Source organism: Natrinema sp. CBA1119, assembly GCF_002572525.1.
In the GTDB taxonomy this organism is placed as follows: domain Archaea; phylum Halobacteriota; class Halobacteria; order Halobacteriales; family Natrialbaceae; genus Natrinema.
Genome location: NZ_PDBS01000001.1, coordinates 1,750,965 through 1,767,858 on the forward strand (window position 1 = coordinate 1,750,965; position 16,894 = coordinate 1,767,858).

The following is a 16,894-nucleotide window of genomic DNA, read 5'->3' on the forward strand; positions in this document are numbered from 1 at the left end:
CGTTCGATAAATCAGCCCCACGGTCGAACGTCGTTTTCACCCAGTCTCATACGATCTCGAGGCTCTGCTTCGACGATCAGTACAAAATACCCATCTTCGATCACTTCTGTCCAGAATCTTCCACTGAGGGTCGATATTTCCGAAGCGGCCTGGCAAGAATTTCTCCGTTAGTAAACTATTTGGGAAACTCCTTTACCCTGAGCGATAGTTTATGCGGGTATGTACAGGTGGGTCTTCCCGTGAGTACGTTACAGCGCGATCCCGACGAACGAGTACAGGTACTCGACGAAGCGGGCCGCGTTCGCGAGGGCGTCGACGTGCCCGACCTCACCGAGGACGAACTCGTCGAGATGTACGAGCAAATGCGCCTCGTGCGTCGCTTCGACGAGCGGGCCGTCAGCCTCCAGCGGCAGGGTCGGATGGGGACCTATCCGCCGCTGTCCGGTCAGGAGGCCGCACAGGTCGGCAGCGCCCACGCGCTGGCCGACGACGACTGGGTCTTCCCCAGCTACCGCGAACACGGCGTCGGGCTGGTTCGGGGCCTCTCCCTCGAGCGAACGCTGCTCTACTGGATGGGCCACGAACAGGGCAACTACATGCCCGAAGACGTCAACATTTTCTCGGTCGCCGTCCCCATCGCGACCCAGATCCCCCACGCGACCGGCGCGGCCTGGGCGTCGAAACTGCAGGGCGAGGAGAAGGCCTTCGTCTGCTACTTCGGTGACGGGGCCACGTCGGAGGGCGACTTCCACGAGGGACTGAACTTCGCCGGCGTCTTCGACACGCCGAACGTCTTCTTCTGTAATAACAACCAGTGGGCCATCTCGGTGCCGCGCGAGCGCCAGACGGCGAGCGCGACCCTGGCCCAGAAGGCCACCGCCTACGGCTTCGAGGGCGTGCAGGTCGACGGCATGGACCCGCTGGCGGTGTACAAGGTCACCCGTGAGGCCATAGAGAAGGCGAAAAACCCCGGTGAGGGCGAACTCCGCCCCACCCTGATCGAGGCGGTCCAGTACCGGTTCGGGGCCCATACGACCGCCGACGATCCCTCCGTCTACCGGAACGACGACGAGGTCGAACGCTGGAAACAAAAAGACCCCATTCCGCGCCTCGAGACGTACCTTCGATCGAACGGAATGCTCGACGACGAGCGGATCGATGCGATCGAGGGGCGGGTCGAGGAGGCGGTGGCCGACGCCATCGAGTCCGCCGAATCGTTCGAGCGACCCGACCCGGAGGAGATCTTTGCTCACGTCTACGAGGGGATGCCCCGACGGTTACGACGACAGCTCGAGTACTTCGAATCGATTCGCGACGATCACGGCGACGACGCGCTGCTAGAGTGATATCATGTCCGTAGAATCCGACGCAGAGAACCTCACGCTGGTACAGGCGGTACAGGACGGCTTACACACCGAAATGGAGCGCGACGACGACGTCCTCGTCATGGGCGAGGACGTCGGCAAGAACGGCGGCGTCTTCCGCGCGACTGAGGGGCTCTACGACGAGTTCGGCGAGAATCGCGTGATCGACACGCCGCTCGCGGAGTCGGGGATCGTCGGCACGGCGATCGGAATGGCCGCCTACGGGATGCGGCCGGTGCCCGAGATCCAGTTCATGGGCTTCATCTATCCCGCGTTCGACCAGATCGTCTCGCATGCGGCGCGCCTGCGGACGCGCTCGCGCGGGAGGTACACGTGCCCCATGGTCATCCGAGCCCCCTACGGCGGCGGTATCCGCGCGCCGGAACACCACTCCGAGTCGACGGAGGCGATGTTCGTCCACCAGCCTGGACTGAAGGTCGTCATCCCCTCTACCCCCTACGACACCAAGGGGCTGCTGACCAGCGCGATCCGGAGTCCGGATCCGGTGCTCTTCCTCGAGCCGAAGCTCATCTACCGGGCCTTCCGCGAGGAGGTGCCCGCGGAATCGTACGAGATCCCGATCGGCGAGGCGGCCGTCCGCCGCGAGGGGAGCGATATCTCGGTCTATACGTGGGGCGCGATGACCCGGCCGACGCTCGAGGCCGCGGAGAATCTCGCGAGCGAGGGGATCGACGCCGAGGTGGTCGACCTCCGGACGGTGTCCCCGCTAGACGAGGAGACCATCGTCGAATCGTTCGAGAAGACCGGCCGCGCTGCCGTCGTCCACGAGGCACCCAAGACCGGCGGTCTCGGTGCCGAGATCACCGCGACCCTGCAGGAGGAATCGCTCCTGTATCAGGAGGCGCCGGTAGAGCGCATCACGGGCTTCGACACGCCGTTCCCGCTGTACGCGCTCGAGGACTACTACCTGCCCGAGTCGGCGCGTATCGAGGACGGCATCCGAAATGCGGTGGAGTTCTAACATGGTCAGGGAGTTCGAGTTACCTGATGTCGGCGAGGGTGTCGCGGAGGGTGAACTGGTCTCGTGGCTGGTCGAGGAAGGCGAGACGGTCTCCGAGGACCAGCCGGTCGCGGAGGTCGAGACGGACAAAGCCCTCGTAGAGGTTCCCGCGCCGGTCGACGGCACGGTCCGCGAGTTACACGTCGAGGCGGGCGAAATCGTCCCGGTCGGGACGGTCATTATTTCGTTCGACGTCGAAGGAGAAACTGAAGGGGCAGCCGAGACGGAGGCCGAATCGGAGCGAGAGCAGACAAGCGAACACGCTGGCGTCGACGAACCAAGCGAGCCACGGGACGCAACCGCTGACGCCGCCGGCGAACCCGGCGCGACCGGGGCGGACACCGAAGCGGTTGCACCGCCCGACGATCGCGTCTTCGCACCGCCGCGCGTTCGTCGCATGGCCCGCGAACAGACGATCGACCTCTCGAGCATTCGAGGAAGCGGCCCCGGCGGCCGGATCACCGCAGCCGACGTGCAGGCCGCGACTGGAGGCGAGTCCGGTGACGGCGCGGCACAGGTCCAGTCACAGGCGGCCGAAGCAGCACCCGGCGGAGCGGAATCCGAACCGAGCGACTCGAGCGGAGCGAGCACAGATACCGATACCACCGAGGAAACGTCAATCGAGAGGGCGAGCGGGGCCTCGAGTCCCCAGCGGACCGAGACACCGACGCAGGTCGAATCGGCGAACCGGGACAAGACGCTGGCAGCACCGGCGACCCGACGAATGGCTGAGGAAGAGGGGGTCGATCTCGACGCCGTCCCGGCGACCGAAGAGCGGGACGGCGAGGCATTCGTCACGCCGGACGCGGTTCGGGAGTACGCCGAGGCACAGCGTCAGGCCCAAGCAGCAGATAGGGAAGCGGTCGAAGCAGGCGAATCGGTCGGGACGAAGGATACCGATTTCGCGGAGGGCGAGCGCGAACGCCGCGAACCGTTCCGGGGCGTCCGCAAGCGAATCGCCGAGGCGATGGTCGAGTCGAAGTACAGCGCCCCCCACGTCACCCATCACGACGAGGTCGACGTCACCGAACTCGTGGGGGTCCGCGAGGACCTCGAACCGCGCGCCGAGGAGCGCGGAATCCGGCTGACCTACATGCCGTTCATCATGAAAGCCGTCGTCGCGGCGCTGAAAGAACACCCCGAGATGAACGCGGTCATCGACGAGGAGAACGACGAGGTCGTCTACCGTGATTACTACAACATCGGTGTCGCGACCGCGACCGACGTCGGACTGATGGTGCCGGTGGTCGACGACGTCGATCAGAAGGGACTGCTTCAGCTCTCGTCGGAGATGAACGAACTCGTTCAGAAGGCTCGCGATCGGACGATCAGCCCCGGCGAATTGCAGGGGTCGACGTTTACGATCACCAACGTCGGCGGTATCGGCGGCGAGTACGCCACGCCGATCATCAACTACCCCGAGGCCGGGATCCTCGCGATCGGCGAGATCAAGCGCAAACCGCGCGTGGTGACCGACGAGGACGGAACCGAGTCGATCGAACCTCGATCGGTGCTGACACTGTCGCTGTCGTTCGACCACCGATTGATCGACGGAGCCGTCGGTGCCCGGTTCACGAACACCGTCATGGAGTACCTCGAGAACCCCGGCCTACTATTGCTCGAGTGATCGAAGGCGAAGCTACCGACTATGGACGCGCACATTTCACGCACGGCGCACGCGACGGAGGAGGATAGTTAATGGTCGTCGGAGACGTCACCACCGGAACGGACGTACTGGTCATCGGCGCGGGCCCGGCCGGCTACGTGGCTGCGATCCGCGCCGGCCAGCTCGATCTGGACGTCACGCTCGTCGAGAAGGACGCCTACGGGGGGACCTGCCTGAACTACGGCTGCATCCCCTCGAAAGCGCTGATTACCGCGACCGACGTCGCCCACGAGGCCGCCACCGCCGAGGAGATGGGGATCCACGCCGACCCCGCGATCGACCTCGCCGGGATGATGGACTGGAAGGACGGCGTCGTCGATCAGCTCACGAGCGGCGTCGAGAAGCTCTGCAAGGCGAATCAGGTTAACCTGCTCGAGGGCACCGCCCGATTCGCGGACGAGAACACCGTCCGCGTCTCCCACAGCGGGGAGGGTCAGGGTTCGGAGACCCTCGAGTTCGAGCACGCCATCGTGGCGACCGGGTCGCGCCCAATCTCGATCCCCGATTTCTCGTTCGACGACGGGCCCGTCCTGAACTCGCGACAGGCGCTCGCGATCGATTCCGTCCCCGACTCGATGGTCGTCGTCGGCGGGGGCTACATCGGGATGGAACTGGCGAGCGTCTTCGCCAAACTCGGCACCGATGTGACCGTCGTCGAGATGCTCGACTCGATCCTACCGGGCTACGACGACGACGACCTCACACGACCGGTCAAACAGCGAGCCGAAGCCCTCGGGATCGACTTTCACTTCGGGTACACCGCCTCCGAGTGGTACGAACCGGGCGACGGTATCCGCGTCGTCGCCGAGCCGGTCGACGGCGCTGCAGCGAATGGGGGAAGCACCGAGGCGATCGAAGCGGAACGTCTCGAGCTCGATGTCGAGAACGTCCTCGTAGCCATCGGCCGGTCTCCCGTCTCCGAGACGCTCGATCTCGAGGAAGCCGGGATCGAAACCGACGACCGTGGCTTCATCGAGACCGACTCGCGCGCACGCACGAACGTCGACCACATCTTCGCCGTCGGCGACGTCGCCGGCGAACCGATGCTCGCACACAAAGGCAGCGCGGAAGGGAAAGTCGCCGCCGAAGTGATCGCCGGCGAGCCCGCGGCTCTCGACCACCAGGCGATCCCCGCGGTCGTCTTCACCGATCCCGAAATCGCCACCGTCGGAATGACCCAATCCGAGGCCGAAGAAGCCGGCTTCGAAACGGCGACTGGCCAGTTCCCGTTCCGAGCCAGCGGCCGCGCGCTGACGACCGGCGATTCGGACGGCTTCGTAAAAATCGTCGCCGACGACGAAGACGGCTACGTCCTCGGCGCCTCGATCGTCGGCCCCGAAGCCTCTGAACTGATCGCCGAACTCGGCCTCGCGGTCGAACTCGGCGCGACGCTCGAGGACGTCGCCGCGACGGTTCACGCCCATCCGACGCTCTCGGAGTCGGTGATGGAAGCCGCGGAAAACGCGCTCGGACACGCGATTCATACCCTGAATCGATGACGGCTTGATTCGAACCGTCGACGCGACGGCCACGATCCGCCGCGTTGCGCTATTTGGCAATCCACTATGGCGCGCGCTGGCTTGCGGTTCGCCGACGGCGAACCGCAGGACGACTCCGTGCGAGGGATGAGTGAGCGACCGAAGAGAGCGAACGAATCGGCTGGGGAGGGCGTGGTAATCCCCTGTTGCCACGATACCAGTCTGCTATTTCGTCTCCCGTATCGAGGCGACACGAGGAGTCCGTTCCACGTCGCTTTCATCTCATGTCCGTCTTCTATCGATCGGCGCTCGCACCCATTACTGCACGTACAGCGAGTACGCGATCACGAGAAACCCGGCCAGGACGAGCAGACTCTCGAGCAGGATTCCCGTCGCGAGATCGACCTCGAGGAGTTCGTACAACATCCCGGCGAGTACCAGGCCGAGCGTGACGAGCCCAAACCCGGCTGCGAGATACCCCAGCGCGCGCTGTCGGGTCCGCCGATACGCCTTGAACGCGAAGTACGTGATGACACCCCCGACCACGAGAACAAGCGTCTTGACGACCGCTAGCGCGAGCATCGTCTCGGTCGGCCCCGTCGGAATCGGATTCATGTTTCCTTTCGCACCTCCGACCACAGCTCCGCGAGCCGCTCGTCTGCCGTCCGGGCCGGTCGTTCGATATCGATCGACAGCGACCGATCCTCGTCCAGCCCGAGCGTAATCTCGTCGAACGCAACCGAGTACTTGCTCGCGTGGTGACCGTCCTGTCGAATCTCGGTCGACTCCTCGAGCAGCGTCGACTCGGTCAACAACTCGAGTTTCCGGTACAGCGTCGACTGCGGGATCTCACACCGCTTCGATAGCTCCGATGCAGTCATCGGCTCCTCGAGTTTCCGGATAATCTCACGGCAGTCGGGATCGTCCAGCGCAGAGCAGATCTCCTCGGCGGACGGCGTCGACTCCGAAGCGAACGGGTCCCGGACCATTCATCTCCCCCTTGCAACGCACATGGTTTATCGGCATCGATGCGTGTCTCTATCCCCCGCTCGGGAACTCTCGACACGAAGCCTTCTTGCGCGTGCGCGCTCGAGTGCGATCCACGCGGGTATCATTCGGCCAGACCGCACCTGCAAGGGTGGGATGACCGGCCGACCTCCGCCCGCGTGACATTCTCGCGATCGATGCAGCGCGCTCGAGTAGCTATCGCACTTATCAGTGTTATTGACACTATGTTTTCGTGGAAAACCGTGCCATGGTATCGGATTCCGATACAGGTCTCGTCCGACGGCCTTATATGTGTACCCGGCATTCGATTGTAATGCGAACGACGTGGCGCACGCCGCCACGTTCCCTCCGGCCGCAACCCGGCACGGGGGGATGAATTACATCCGTCCTCGGACACGTCGTCGGGTCGACCCGGCGAGAGACTGCGTACTCGAGGGCTCCACACGAGTGATGGTCGTGATCGGAACTGCCGGCCGCGGCGATCCAGAGCCCTTATACGTGTCTGGGCGTTCAGTTGTGATCGTACACACCCCCGCTGGATGCGGTTTCTGGCGTGGGGGCGATCCGACGCCCTTATACGTTCGAGGGCATTCGGATGTGAACACGAAGATGTGGCGACGGGGCGTTTGGATACGCCGTGTCGACACGGACGATCTGGGTTCGAAGGGGTTATGTACCCCTGACGGCTTATGAATACGTCCGAAGGAGATGAGGATCCTACCCCTGCGGTCCGCCGTACAGATGGGATCTGATGTGAGCCTTGGTAGTTCGGTGACGCCCGATCGGTCACTCGATCAGTGTCATCGAACGTGGACCATTTATGTGTGAGTGTGTTTGCAACATTCACCGCCAACAGACCCTCCCAGCCAAGCTGGGAGTACATTATAGCATTCCGGTTGATCCTGCCGGAGGTCATTGCTATTGGAGTCCGATTTAGCCATGCTAGTTGCACGAGTTCAGACTCGTAGCAGATAGCTCAGTAACACGTGGCCAAACTGCCCTATAGACGGCGATAACCTCGGGAAACTGAGGCTAATAGCCGATACCGTTCACTGCCTGGAGTGGCGTGAACGCGAAACGTTCAGGCGCTATAGGATGTGGCTGCGGCCGATTAGGTAGACGGTGGGGTAACGGCCCACCGTGCCCATAATCGGTACGGGTTGTGAGAGCAAGAGCCCGGAGACGGTATCTGAGACAAGATACCGGGCCCTACGGGGCGCAGCAGGCGCGAAACCTTTACACTGCACGCGAGTGCGATAAGGGGACTCCAAGTGCGAGGGCATATAGTCCTCGCTTTTTTCGACCGTAAGGTGGTCGAGGAATAAGTGCTGGGCAAGACCGGTGCCAGCCGCCGCGGTAATACCGGCAGCACGAGTGATGACCGCTATTATTGGGCCTAAAGCGTCCGTAGCTGGCCAGGCAAGTCTATCGGGAAATCTGCGCGCTTAACGCGCAGGCGTCCGGTGGAAACTGCGTGGCTTGGGACCGGAAGACCAGAGGGGTACGTCCGGGGTAGGAGTGAAATCCCGTAATCCTGGACGGACCACCGGTGGCGAAAGCGCCTCTGGAAGACGGATCCGACGGTGAGGGACGAAAGCTCGGGTCACGAACCGGATTAGATACCCGGGTAGTCCGAGCTGTAAACGATGTCTGCTAGGTGTGGCACAGGCTACGAGCCTGTGCTGTGCCGTAGGGAAGCCGAGAAGCAGACCGCCTGGGAAGTACGTCCGCAAGGATGAAACTTAAAGGAATTGGCGGGGGAGCACTACAACCGGAGGAGCCTGCGGTTTAATTGGACTCAACGCCGGACATCTCACCAGCATCGACAATGTGCAGTGAAGGTCAGATTGATGATCTTACTGGAGCCATTGAGAGGAGGTGCATGGCCGCCGTCAGCTCGTACCGTGAGGCGTCCTGTTAAGTCAGGCAACGAGCGAGACCCACACTCTTAATTGCCAGCAACACCCTTGTGGTGGTTGGGTACATTAGGAGGACTGCCAGTGCCAAACTGGAGGAAGGAATGGGCAACGGTAGGTCAGTATGCCCCGAATGTGCTGGGCGACACGCGGGCTACAATGGCCAAGACAGTGGGATGCAACCCCGAAAGGGGGCGCTAATCTCCGAAACTTGGTCGTAGTTCGGATTGAGGGCTGAAACTCGCCCTCATGAAGCTGGATTCGGTAGTAATCGCGCTTCAGAAGAGCGCGGTGAATACGTCCCTGCTCCTTGCACACACCGCCCGTCAAAGCACCCGAGTGGGGTCCGGATGAGGCCCTGATTCCAGGGTCGAATCTGGGCTCCGCAAGGGGGCTTAAGTCGTAACAAGGTAGCCGTAGGGGAATCTGCGGCTGGATCACCTCCACAGACCGGGATCAGGCCGTCGTGCCTGACCCACCTTAGCGGATTACGAATTGCGGTTCCACGTTCGATCGACCACCGTTTGGCCGATCGGGCACCTTAGAACTACCAAGGCTCACACCCAATTCCCGTGCCCGTCTCATTGTTGAGACGGGCGTGGGCCCATAGCTCAGTGGTAGAGTGCCTCCTTTGCAAGGAGGATGCCCAGGGTTCGAATCCCTGTGGGTCCATGTCTCGTACTGATCATCGAATCGTGCCCCTTAAGTGGGAGACGGCGCGATGATTGAGTACGACAGAACCGATGCACCACCCCGTGTAAACGCGGGTGGGAAGGGTTAATGCATGCCGCGTCTACGGCGTGCAGATGAGACCGTGTGTACGTGTAGTCCAGGCGTCCACTGGACCCGTTCCCGGGTCACTCTTGAATTACAACTGCAGGTTGCAATTCAGATCCGATGAACGTGGCTACTGTGCCAGCTGGTGGATCGCTCGGCTTGAGAGCTGAAGAAGGACGTGCCAAGCTGCGATAAGCCTGAGGGAGCCGCACGGAGGCTAAGAACTCAGGATCTCCGAATGGGAATCCCCACCGCAATTGCTTCGCGCAATGGGGAACGTCGAGAATTGAAACATCTTAGTATCGACAGGAAAAGAAAGCAAACGCGATGTCGTTAGTAATGGCGAATAAACGCGACAGAGTCCAAACCGAAGCCCTCACGGGCAATGTGGTGTTCGGACTGACGATCACTTCCCGACACTCGATGCGAAGTCTCTTGGAACAGAGCACGAGACAGGGTGACAGTCCCGTACCGTCGACGAGTAAGGAACGAGTCAGCTCCAGAGTATCGGGGGTTGGATATCCCTCGTGAATATCGCGGGCATCGACCGCGAAGACTAAACACTCCTCAAGACCGATAGCGAACAAGTAGTGTGAACGAACGCTGAAAAGCACCCCACGAAGGGAGGTGCAATAGGGCGTGAAATCAGTTGGCGATAGAGCGACGGGGCTTACAAGGTCCGCTGTTCAATGAATCAGGTGCGAACCTGTAGTAAGCGACAGGGGAAGCCGAAGTTCCGTCGTACGTTTTGAAAAACGAACCAGAGAGTGTGCCTGTTTGACGAGTCTAACTTGATTATCAAGGAAGGCGTAGGGAAACCGATATGACCGCAGTGCTTTGCACCAGGGTCACCGTGTTCAAGCGCGGGGAGTCAAACGGGCACGACCCGAAACCGGACGATCTAGGCGTGAGCAAGATGAAGCGTGCCGAAAGGCACGTGGAAGTCTGTTAGAGTTGGTGTCCTACAATACCCTCTCGTGACTTACGTCTAGGGGTGAAAGGCCCATCGAGTCCGGAAACAGCTGGTTCCAACCGAAACATGTCGAAGCATGACCTCTGCCGAGGTAGTTTGTGGGGTAGAGCGACGGATTGGGGGATCGCACTCCGAGAGGAGTGCGCCCCCCTGTCCAACTCCGAACCTACAAACGCCGTTTGACGCAGGGAGTCCGGTGCACGGGGTAAGCCTGTGTACCGTGAGGGAGACAACCCAGAGCTGGGTTAAGGTCCCCAAGTGTAGACTAAGTGCGATCGAAGGTGGTCTCAAGCCCTAGACAGCCGGGAGGTGAGCTTAGAAGCAGCTACCCTCTAAGAAAAGCGTAATAGCTTACCGGCCGAGGTTTGAGGCGCCCAAAATGATCGGGGCTCAAGTCTACCACCGAGACCTAGCAGTGCGGTTCATACCGCAATCTTGTAGGTTGGCGTTCTGTTCGGGTGGAAGCACGGTCGAGAGATCGTGTGGACCGTTCAGTAACGAAAATTCTGGTCATAGTAGCAGCGTTAGTCGGGTTAGACCCCTGACGACCGAACGAGTAAGGGTTCCTCAGCAATGCTGATCAGCTGAGGGTTAGCCGGTCCTAAGTCAATCCGTAAGTCGAAATTGACAAAAGGGAAATAGGTTAATATTCCTATGCCAGTGTGCACTCAAAGCCGACGCTTTGGGGCCGCCTCTGCTGGGCTTTCGCCCAGTCTAACTATCGAAATCCGTGGAAACCGTAATGGTACGAAGCGGATGAATGGTAGGATAGCGTAAGAGAGGCCAACCTAGAGCCCGTGAAAAGGCGAGCACACTGTCCGTACCGAGATCCGACACAGGTACTCATGGCGGCGAAAGCCAAGGTCTGTCGGGAGCAACCGACGTTAGGGAATTCGGCAAGTTAGTCCCGTACGTTCGCAATAAGGGATGCCTGCCTCGCGAAGAGGCAGGTCGCAGTGACTCGGGCGCTCCGACTGTCTAGTAACAACATAGGTGACCGCAAATCCGCAAGGACTCGTACGGTCACTGAATCCTGCCCAGTGCAGGTATCTGAACACCCCGTACAAGGGGACGAAGGACCTGTTAACGGCGGGGGTAACTATGACCCTCTTAAGGTAGCGTAGTACCTTGCCGCTTTAGTAGCGGCTTGCATGAATGGATCAACGAGAGCGCCACTGTCCCAACGTTGGGCCCGGTGAACTGTACGTTCCAGTGCGGAGTCTGGAGACCCCCAAGGGGAAGCGAAGACCCTATAGAGCTTTACTGCAGGCTGTCACTGAGACGTGGTCGCCATTGTGCAGCATAGGTAGGAGGCATTACACAGGTAGCCGCGCTAGCGGCCCACCGAGCCAGCATTGAAATACTACCCGATGGTGACTGCGACTCTCACTCCTGGCGGAGGACACTGGTAGCCGGGCAGTTTGACTGGGGCGGTACGCGCCTGAAAAGATATCGGGCGCGCCCCAAGATTTCCTCACTCGGGTCGGAGACCCGAGGAAGAGCGCAAGAGCAAACGGAAGTCTGACAGTGTCGAACACAACGATCGACGCTGACGCGAAAGCGTGGTCTAGCGAACCAATTAGGCTGCTTGATGCGGCCAATTGCTGACAGAAAAGCTACCTTAGGGATAACAGAGTCGTCACCCGCAAGAGCACATATCGACCGGGTGGCTTGCTACCTCGATGTCGGTTCCCTCCATCCTGCCCGTGCAGAAGCGGGCAAGGGTGAGGTTGTTCGCCTATTAAAGGAGGTCGTGAGCTGGGTTTAGACCGTCGTGAGACAGGTCGGCTGCTATCTATTGGGGGTGTTACGGTATCTGACGGGAACGTTCGTATAGTACGAGAGGAACTACGAATGGGTGCCACTCGTGTACCAGCTGTCCGAAAGGGCACGTGCTGGGCAGCGACGCACCACGGGGTAAGAGCTGAACGCATCTAAGCTCGAAACCCACCTGGAAAAGAGATACCACTGAGGCCACTCGTAGAAGACGAGATCGATAGACTCGGGGTGTACGCACCAAGGCAACGAGGTGTTGAGCCCGCGAGCACTAATTGGCCAAGCCACACATTCATACATTACATCGCATTGGATCCGTGACGCGAGAACGGGTCCGGACGTAAACTGGACTACACATACACACGGTTTGAGACATACCACCGATATTGGAATGACAGCGGTTCGATTCCGTTGGTCGGCGTTAGGGCGGCCACAGCGGCGAGGTACCTCCCGTACCCATCCCGAACACGGAAGATAAGCTCGCCAGCGTTCCGGGGAGTACTGGAGTGCGCGAGCCTCTGGGAAATCCGTTTCGCCGCCTCCACTCATAATTCATACTTTCACCCCCTACAGAGCCACCGCGTCGGCGCTGGCTGTGTGGGGTTTTCTGCAGTTATACACGGGACAGCAACTCACAGCGGTTTGTGCCGTACCGCTATGCTTAAACGAACGCAGTAACAACGGTAGAACGCGCCAAGGTGGCAGAGTCCGGCCGAACGCAGCGGCCTGCAGAGCCGCCCACCGCCGGTTCAAATCCGGCCCTTGGCTTATACCAAATTCCTTACAATCCAACCGGGTTGTGAGGTTCAGTCGTCACGAACGGCGGCTGAAACGGATCTTTCCGATACTTCCGATAGACTTCATGAACCACATTTCGCGATAGCTACTGCTGGATCTCCAGCGGAAGCAGGGGGGTCAGCATGATCGGCCGCCGGTCGCACTCCGGCGGCGCGATCGATGGGACCGTCCAGTACATCACTGAACGTCCCGAGCTCGACGACGAGGCCGAGGACGTCGTCTACGCAACTAATCCTGAGGACGTCGGCGAGGAGCGAGCCGAGAACGTCCCGGTTCCCGAGGCCGATGAATCCAAGGAGATCGACCGGCCCGATGCTGAGGGCCAGACGACCCTCTCTGACTGGGGAGGTGATCAGGCGTGAGCGACGACGTTTTCGAGCGCCTGGATCGAGCGTTCGAGAACAATCCGAATGCTGATCCGAAGCGTCTACTCTGGCTGGCCGATGCCGATCCCAGCTACCTCGAAGCTGCCGAGGCGATCGTCGATGGTGAGGATCCGACGGAACCGGATCCCGTCGACGAGCTCTCGTCAGAGGATCTCGACCGCGACCCGTCTTGGAGCAGCTGGGCGAGTGCTGACTTCGAGGCCCCAACCCCGGGTATTTGGCCTGAGGAACTCCTCGATCGCGAGCAGTGGATGGGCCATGTCGAGAAGAAACCGTTCGCACCGTGGGCTGACCGCGATCATCCGGACGCCGATCCCGACAAGGACGCCCGCTGGAAATGGGGTATTACGGACAACTACGGCGACGGGGAAACCATCGCGATGGCCGAAGTCGATCCCCGACTCGACGGCCGGGCGTTCCTCCAGCAGGAGGACGACCCGTTCGTCTACGTCGACGGCGACGACGTCCGCGATCCCGAGACCGGCGACGTCCATCCTGCATTCATCGCGATTCTTGAACAGCTTGGGGCCACGTATGCCGATATTTCGCAGTCCGAGGCTGGTGTCCACGCACAGTACAAGGGCACATTACCGGAGGATGTCAAGCAAGCTGCCTGGCAGCTCGACGAGGATCCGTGGGGGTCGAACGAGGACCTCCCCTCGATCGAGATCTACGACGGGAAGCGGGTGTGCGTCGCGACCGGGCAGCACGTTCCCGGCACCCCGACCGATGTTCGCGAGTGGAACGCCGATGTCCTTGAGCCGATCCTCGAGGCAACCGACCAGGTCGATACTCGAGATCGTGCTCGCAATGAGGAGATCTCGGTCGACCGTGAGGAGTACGACCTTGAGGACTATACACCGGAGGCGACGTCGAGCAGCGAGACCACCGACGAGATTCGGGACGTCTTCGCCGCAGTCGACCGTCTCGATGCACAGCGCGTCGCTGAGAAGACGATCGTCCAGCGCTGGAACGACACCGCCTCGACGAGCGAGGGGGAGCGTGCGTTCTGGCCGACGTGGGGTTCACTCTCCGATGGCGGGACCGCGAACATCGTCAACGACCAGCGCTGGCAGGACACCGGCGACCTCGGTGGCTATGGTGGTCCTGTCACGATGGCCGCGATCGACGCCGGCGAGATCCGACCGGCGAACGCCCGTCCCGTCGACGGCGAGACGTGGTGGCGCGGAGTCGAGCGGCTTCGCGATCTCGGCTTCGCGATCCCAGAGTACGAGCCATCAACTGACGACGCCTATAATGGAGACGGGAATGAGCGAGCTGTTTCAGCACTCCCGATCGGCCAGTTAGACGCGCTCGAGCCGGCCGACCGCCGGCGCTTTGCGAAGAAGCGCGGCCTCGAGTGGCCGTCGACCGACAGCGCTCGCGAAGAGCTCTTCGACACGATCGCCGAGGTGATCCGAAACGAAGATGTCCGGATCGTCGACGCGCCGACGTCGCTCGGGAAGTCCTACACGATCGCGTCGACGCGGTGGGGTGCCCGTACCGAGATCACCGGCGAGCGCCCGGTCGTCCACCTCCTTGAGACGCGCGACGCTCGCGACGAGGCCGTCGACGTTGCCGAAGAACACGGCGGGGAGTATCACGTCCTCCTCGGTCGCCATGAGGCCTGCCCGGTCTGCGCCGGTGACCATGACGAGGAGATCACGATCAACGGAGAACCTGCCAGCGAGTGGCTCGATCGCCAGTGCGAGGGGAAGGGCATGGCCTTCTCGGCCGCCCACCGCTACCTCGCGGAGAACAACGACCAGGGGGCCACCCTCCCCTGCTCTGAGGAGAGCCAGTGTACCGCGATCGCCCAGTGGGATGAGTATCGTGAGGGACCCGACGGAGCGCTCGAGTACTGGCCGCTCGTCATCGCGACGCACAACTTTGGATATGCCCCCGGGCTGCGGATGCACAATAACATCGTCGTCGACGAAGAGCCTGCCTTTGAGCAGGAGCTCTCGACCGACCGCATCCGGCGTGCCGTCGGCGCGTACCTCCGCGAGATCGACGCGCCGGTCACTACGTGGGAAGCCTTCGTCCAGCTCTCCCGGCACGACGACTACCAGGGTGACGCCGCCAAGGAGCGCGACGCCCTCGAGGACGTCCTCTACGAGGAGCCGGACCGTGACTGGTACTTCGAGAACCCAGATGCCCACACCCTCGCGCCGGCGCTGGCACGGGCGATCTTCCGTGCTGAGGACCGAGCGAACGGGCGGCGGTTCGGCAAGACGATGCACGAACCCCCGCGCCTCGAGGCCGCTGTTCGCGATGACGACGACTGGAACCGCGAGTGGGTCTCGATCGTCCTCGACGAGAGCAACGACGTCCGTTCCGTTCGCGTCGTCCCCGACTTTGGATCGGCTCGGTCGGTCGTCGGTCTCGACGCCCACCCTGCGACGCCACTCTGGCAGGCGAACACGCTTCCGTGGATCAAGACCACCGAGGTTCTCGAACCCGAAGAGCGCCAGCTGTGGCGGCGCTACGAACGCGGCCTCCGTGTCGTCCAGGTCGGCGACGCGACCCGTCCCCTTTCCGGCGACAAGGCCCTCGAGTGGCTGAACGAGGACAAACTCGAGGCGCTGTTCGATCACCTCGTCGACGAGTACGGCACCCAGTTCCGAACGGCGATCACGACCGCCCAGGTCGAGGACCGCCTCGAGGAGCTGATGGAAGACGCCGGCGTCCACCGCCCCGAGTTGATGCACTTCGGCGAGGAGAAGTCACGCAACGACTTCGAGTACGAACGCGTCGGGCTCGTCAACGGCTGCATGGATCCCGGTGACGACTACGTTCTGGACCTGCTCGCCGAGCTCGACCTCGAGGCCGAAGTCGAGACTGCCGTCGACGATGCCGGCGAGGAGTACCGGGCCCGTGGTCGCGGGTTCGATGGTGAGGACGCAGAGACTGCCCAGGAGATCCTCGCGAGCGTTCGCGAGAACCACATCGCCCAGGCTGCCGGTCGGTACGCTCGTGACCCGACTGATCCCGACGTCAACGCGACGGTGTTCGTTCGGACCGACGCGATGCCTACCGGGTTCGCCGACGTCCAGACGCCAGGAGTGGAGTGGGTGTTTACTGACCTCCAGGAGGAGATCGTCGACGAGCTCCGATCCAGTGATCGCTCGCGAACAGCGAAGGAGATCTCGGAGGCAGTCGGCTGTACGAAAGAGCACGTCCGCCAGACGCTCGAGCGGCTATCCGATGATGAGTTCGGTGAGCCAGCAGTCCACGTTTCCGAGGGTGTTGGATCCCACGGGGCGACGCTCTACAGCGAGTCAGGGCTCCCATCTGTCGGTTTCGTTGATCTTCAGGAATCGCCAACTACCCCCTACGGGGACTCTAGTAGGTGGGCGTTGGCGATTCGAGACCCCGATGCACGCGGAGACGTCGATCAGGGGGTGAGTGACGGTTCCAGTGGCGACACTACCCAGGTCTGGAACTGGCGATCACCGCCTGATGCTGGTGACTGACCTCATCGATACCCCCCGCGACGCGGTGCTCGAGGAGCTCCCGCCGAGTGCCAAGTACGTCGTGTTCGTCCTCGAGGGAGAGGACGGTTCGGTTACTCGATGCGAACTTCAGAAGCGAACCGATCTCCCCGACCGGACCCTCGATCGAGCGCTGGATCGACTCGAGGCCGCCGACGTGATCCGCCGCGATCGCACCTCCGACGACCTGCGTTTTGTTCGCGTTGAATTTGATGAAACATCCTGAGGAGCCCGAAA

Annotated in this window: 9 protein-coding genes, 2 tRNA genes and 3 rRNA genes; 12 read left to right on the forward strand and 2 right to left on the reverse strand. The window is 61.7% G+C overall.

Translation table 11 applies throughout. The features are described 5' to 3' along the window. Window positions 1-239 precede the first annotated feature (239 nt). From pdhA to lpdA, 4 genes are all read left to right on the forward strand, one after another. Window positions 240-1,346, forward strand: a complete 1,107-nt coding sequence (gene pdhA, locus CP556_RS08555; RefSeq protein ID WP_098725231.1) for a pyruvate dehydrogenase (acetyl-transferring) E1 component subunit alpha — start codon at window positions 240-242, stop codon at window positions 1,344-1,346. Window positions 1,347-1,350: 4 nt separating this feature from the next. After that, window positions 1,351-2,346, forward strand: coding sequence for an alpha-ketoacid dehydrogenase subunit beta (locus tag CP556_RS08560; protein WP_098725232.1), 996 nt, complete (start codon window positions 1,351-1,353; stop codon window positions 2,344-2,346). A 1-nt stretch (window position 2,347) separates the two neighbouring features. Further along, a complete protein-coding gene (locus CP556_RS08565; RefSeq protein WP_098725233.1) occupies window positions 2,348-4,012 on the forward strand; it encodes a dihydrolipoamide acetyltransferase family protein in 1,665 nt (554 codons plus the stop codon). Between the two features lie 71 nt (window positions 4,013-4,083). Further along, window positions 4,084-5,550 (forward strand): dihydrolipoyl dehydrogenase, encoded by a 1,467-nt coding sequence (gene lpdA / locus CP556_RS08570; RefSeq protein ID WP_098725234.1) that lies wholly within the window; start codon window positions 4,084-4,086, stop codon window positions 5,548-5,550. Between the two features lie 297 nt (window positions 5,551-5,847). On the opposite strand, the gene CP556_RS08575 is transcribed toward lpdA, so the two are convergent. Both CP556_RS08575 and CP556_RS08580 read right to left on the reverse strand, forming a co-directional pair. Beyond that, entirely contained in the window at window positions 5,848-6,144 is a 297-nt protein-coding gene (locus tag CP556_RS08575) for a DUF7521 family protein (RefSeq protein ID WP_098725235.1), read from the reverse strand. Further along, the gene (locus CP556_RS08580; protein ID WP_098725236.1) at window positions 6,141-6,518 is read right to left on the reverse strand and encodes a winged helix-turn-helix domain-containing protein; all 378 of its coding nucleotides are present in this window, start codon (window positions 6,516-6,518) and stop codon (window positions 6,141-6,143) included. Before CP556_RS08580 ends, CP556_RS08575 begins: the two co-directional genes overlap by 4 nt. 908 nt (window positions 6,519-7,426) lie before the next feature. Here CP556_RS08580 and CP556_RS08585 point away from each other — a divergent pair. From CP556_RS08585 to CP556_RS08620, 8 genes are all read left to right on the forward strand, one after another. After that, window positions 7,427-8,899, forward strand: a 16S ribosomal RNA gene (locus tag CP556_RS08585). A gap of 154 nt (window positions 8,900-9,053) precedes the next feature. Next, window positions 9,054-9,125, forward strand: a tRNA-Ala gene (locus CP556_RS08590). Window positions 9,126-9,351: 226 nt separating this feature from the next. After that, window positions 9,352-12,272 (forward strand): 23S ribosomal RNA (locus CP556_RS08595). 129 nt (window positions 12,273-12,401) lie between these two features. Beyond that, window positions 12,402-12,523 (forward strand): 5S ribosomal RNA (rrf, locus tag CP556_RS08600). The 16S, 23S and 5S rRNA genes sit together here with 2 tRNA genes alongside, the layout of an rRNA operon. A gap of 148 nt (window positions 12,524-12,671) precedes the next feature. Continuing rightward, window positions 12,672-12,747, forward strand: a tRNA-Cys gene (locus CP556_RS08605). Window positions 12,748-12,899: 152 nt separating this feature from the next. After that, a complete protein-coding gene (locus CP556_RS08610; RefSeq protein ID WP_176548152.1) occupies window positions 12,900-13,139 on the forward strand; it encodes a hypothetical protein in 240 nt (79 codons plus the stop codon). Then, complete coding sequence (locus CP556_RS08615; protein ID WP_098725237.1) at window positions 13,136-16,639, forward strand: hypothetical protein; 3,504 nt, start codon at window positions 13,136-13,138, stop codon at window positions 16,637-16,639. The genes CP556_RS08610 and CP556_RS08615 overlap by 4 nt, the downstream gene beginning before the upstream one ends. After that, window positions 16,626-16,883 (forward strand): MarR family transcriptional regulator, encoded by a 258-nt coding sequence (locus tag CP556_RS08620; protein ID WP_098725238.1) that lies wholly within the window; start codon window positions 16,626-16,628, stop codon window positions 16,881-16,883. Before CP556_RS08615 ends, CP556_RS08620 begins: the two co-directional genes overlap by 14 nt. The last annotated feature ends 11 nt before the right edge of the window (window positions 16,884-16,894 follow it).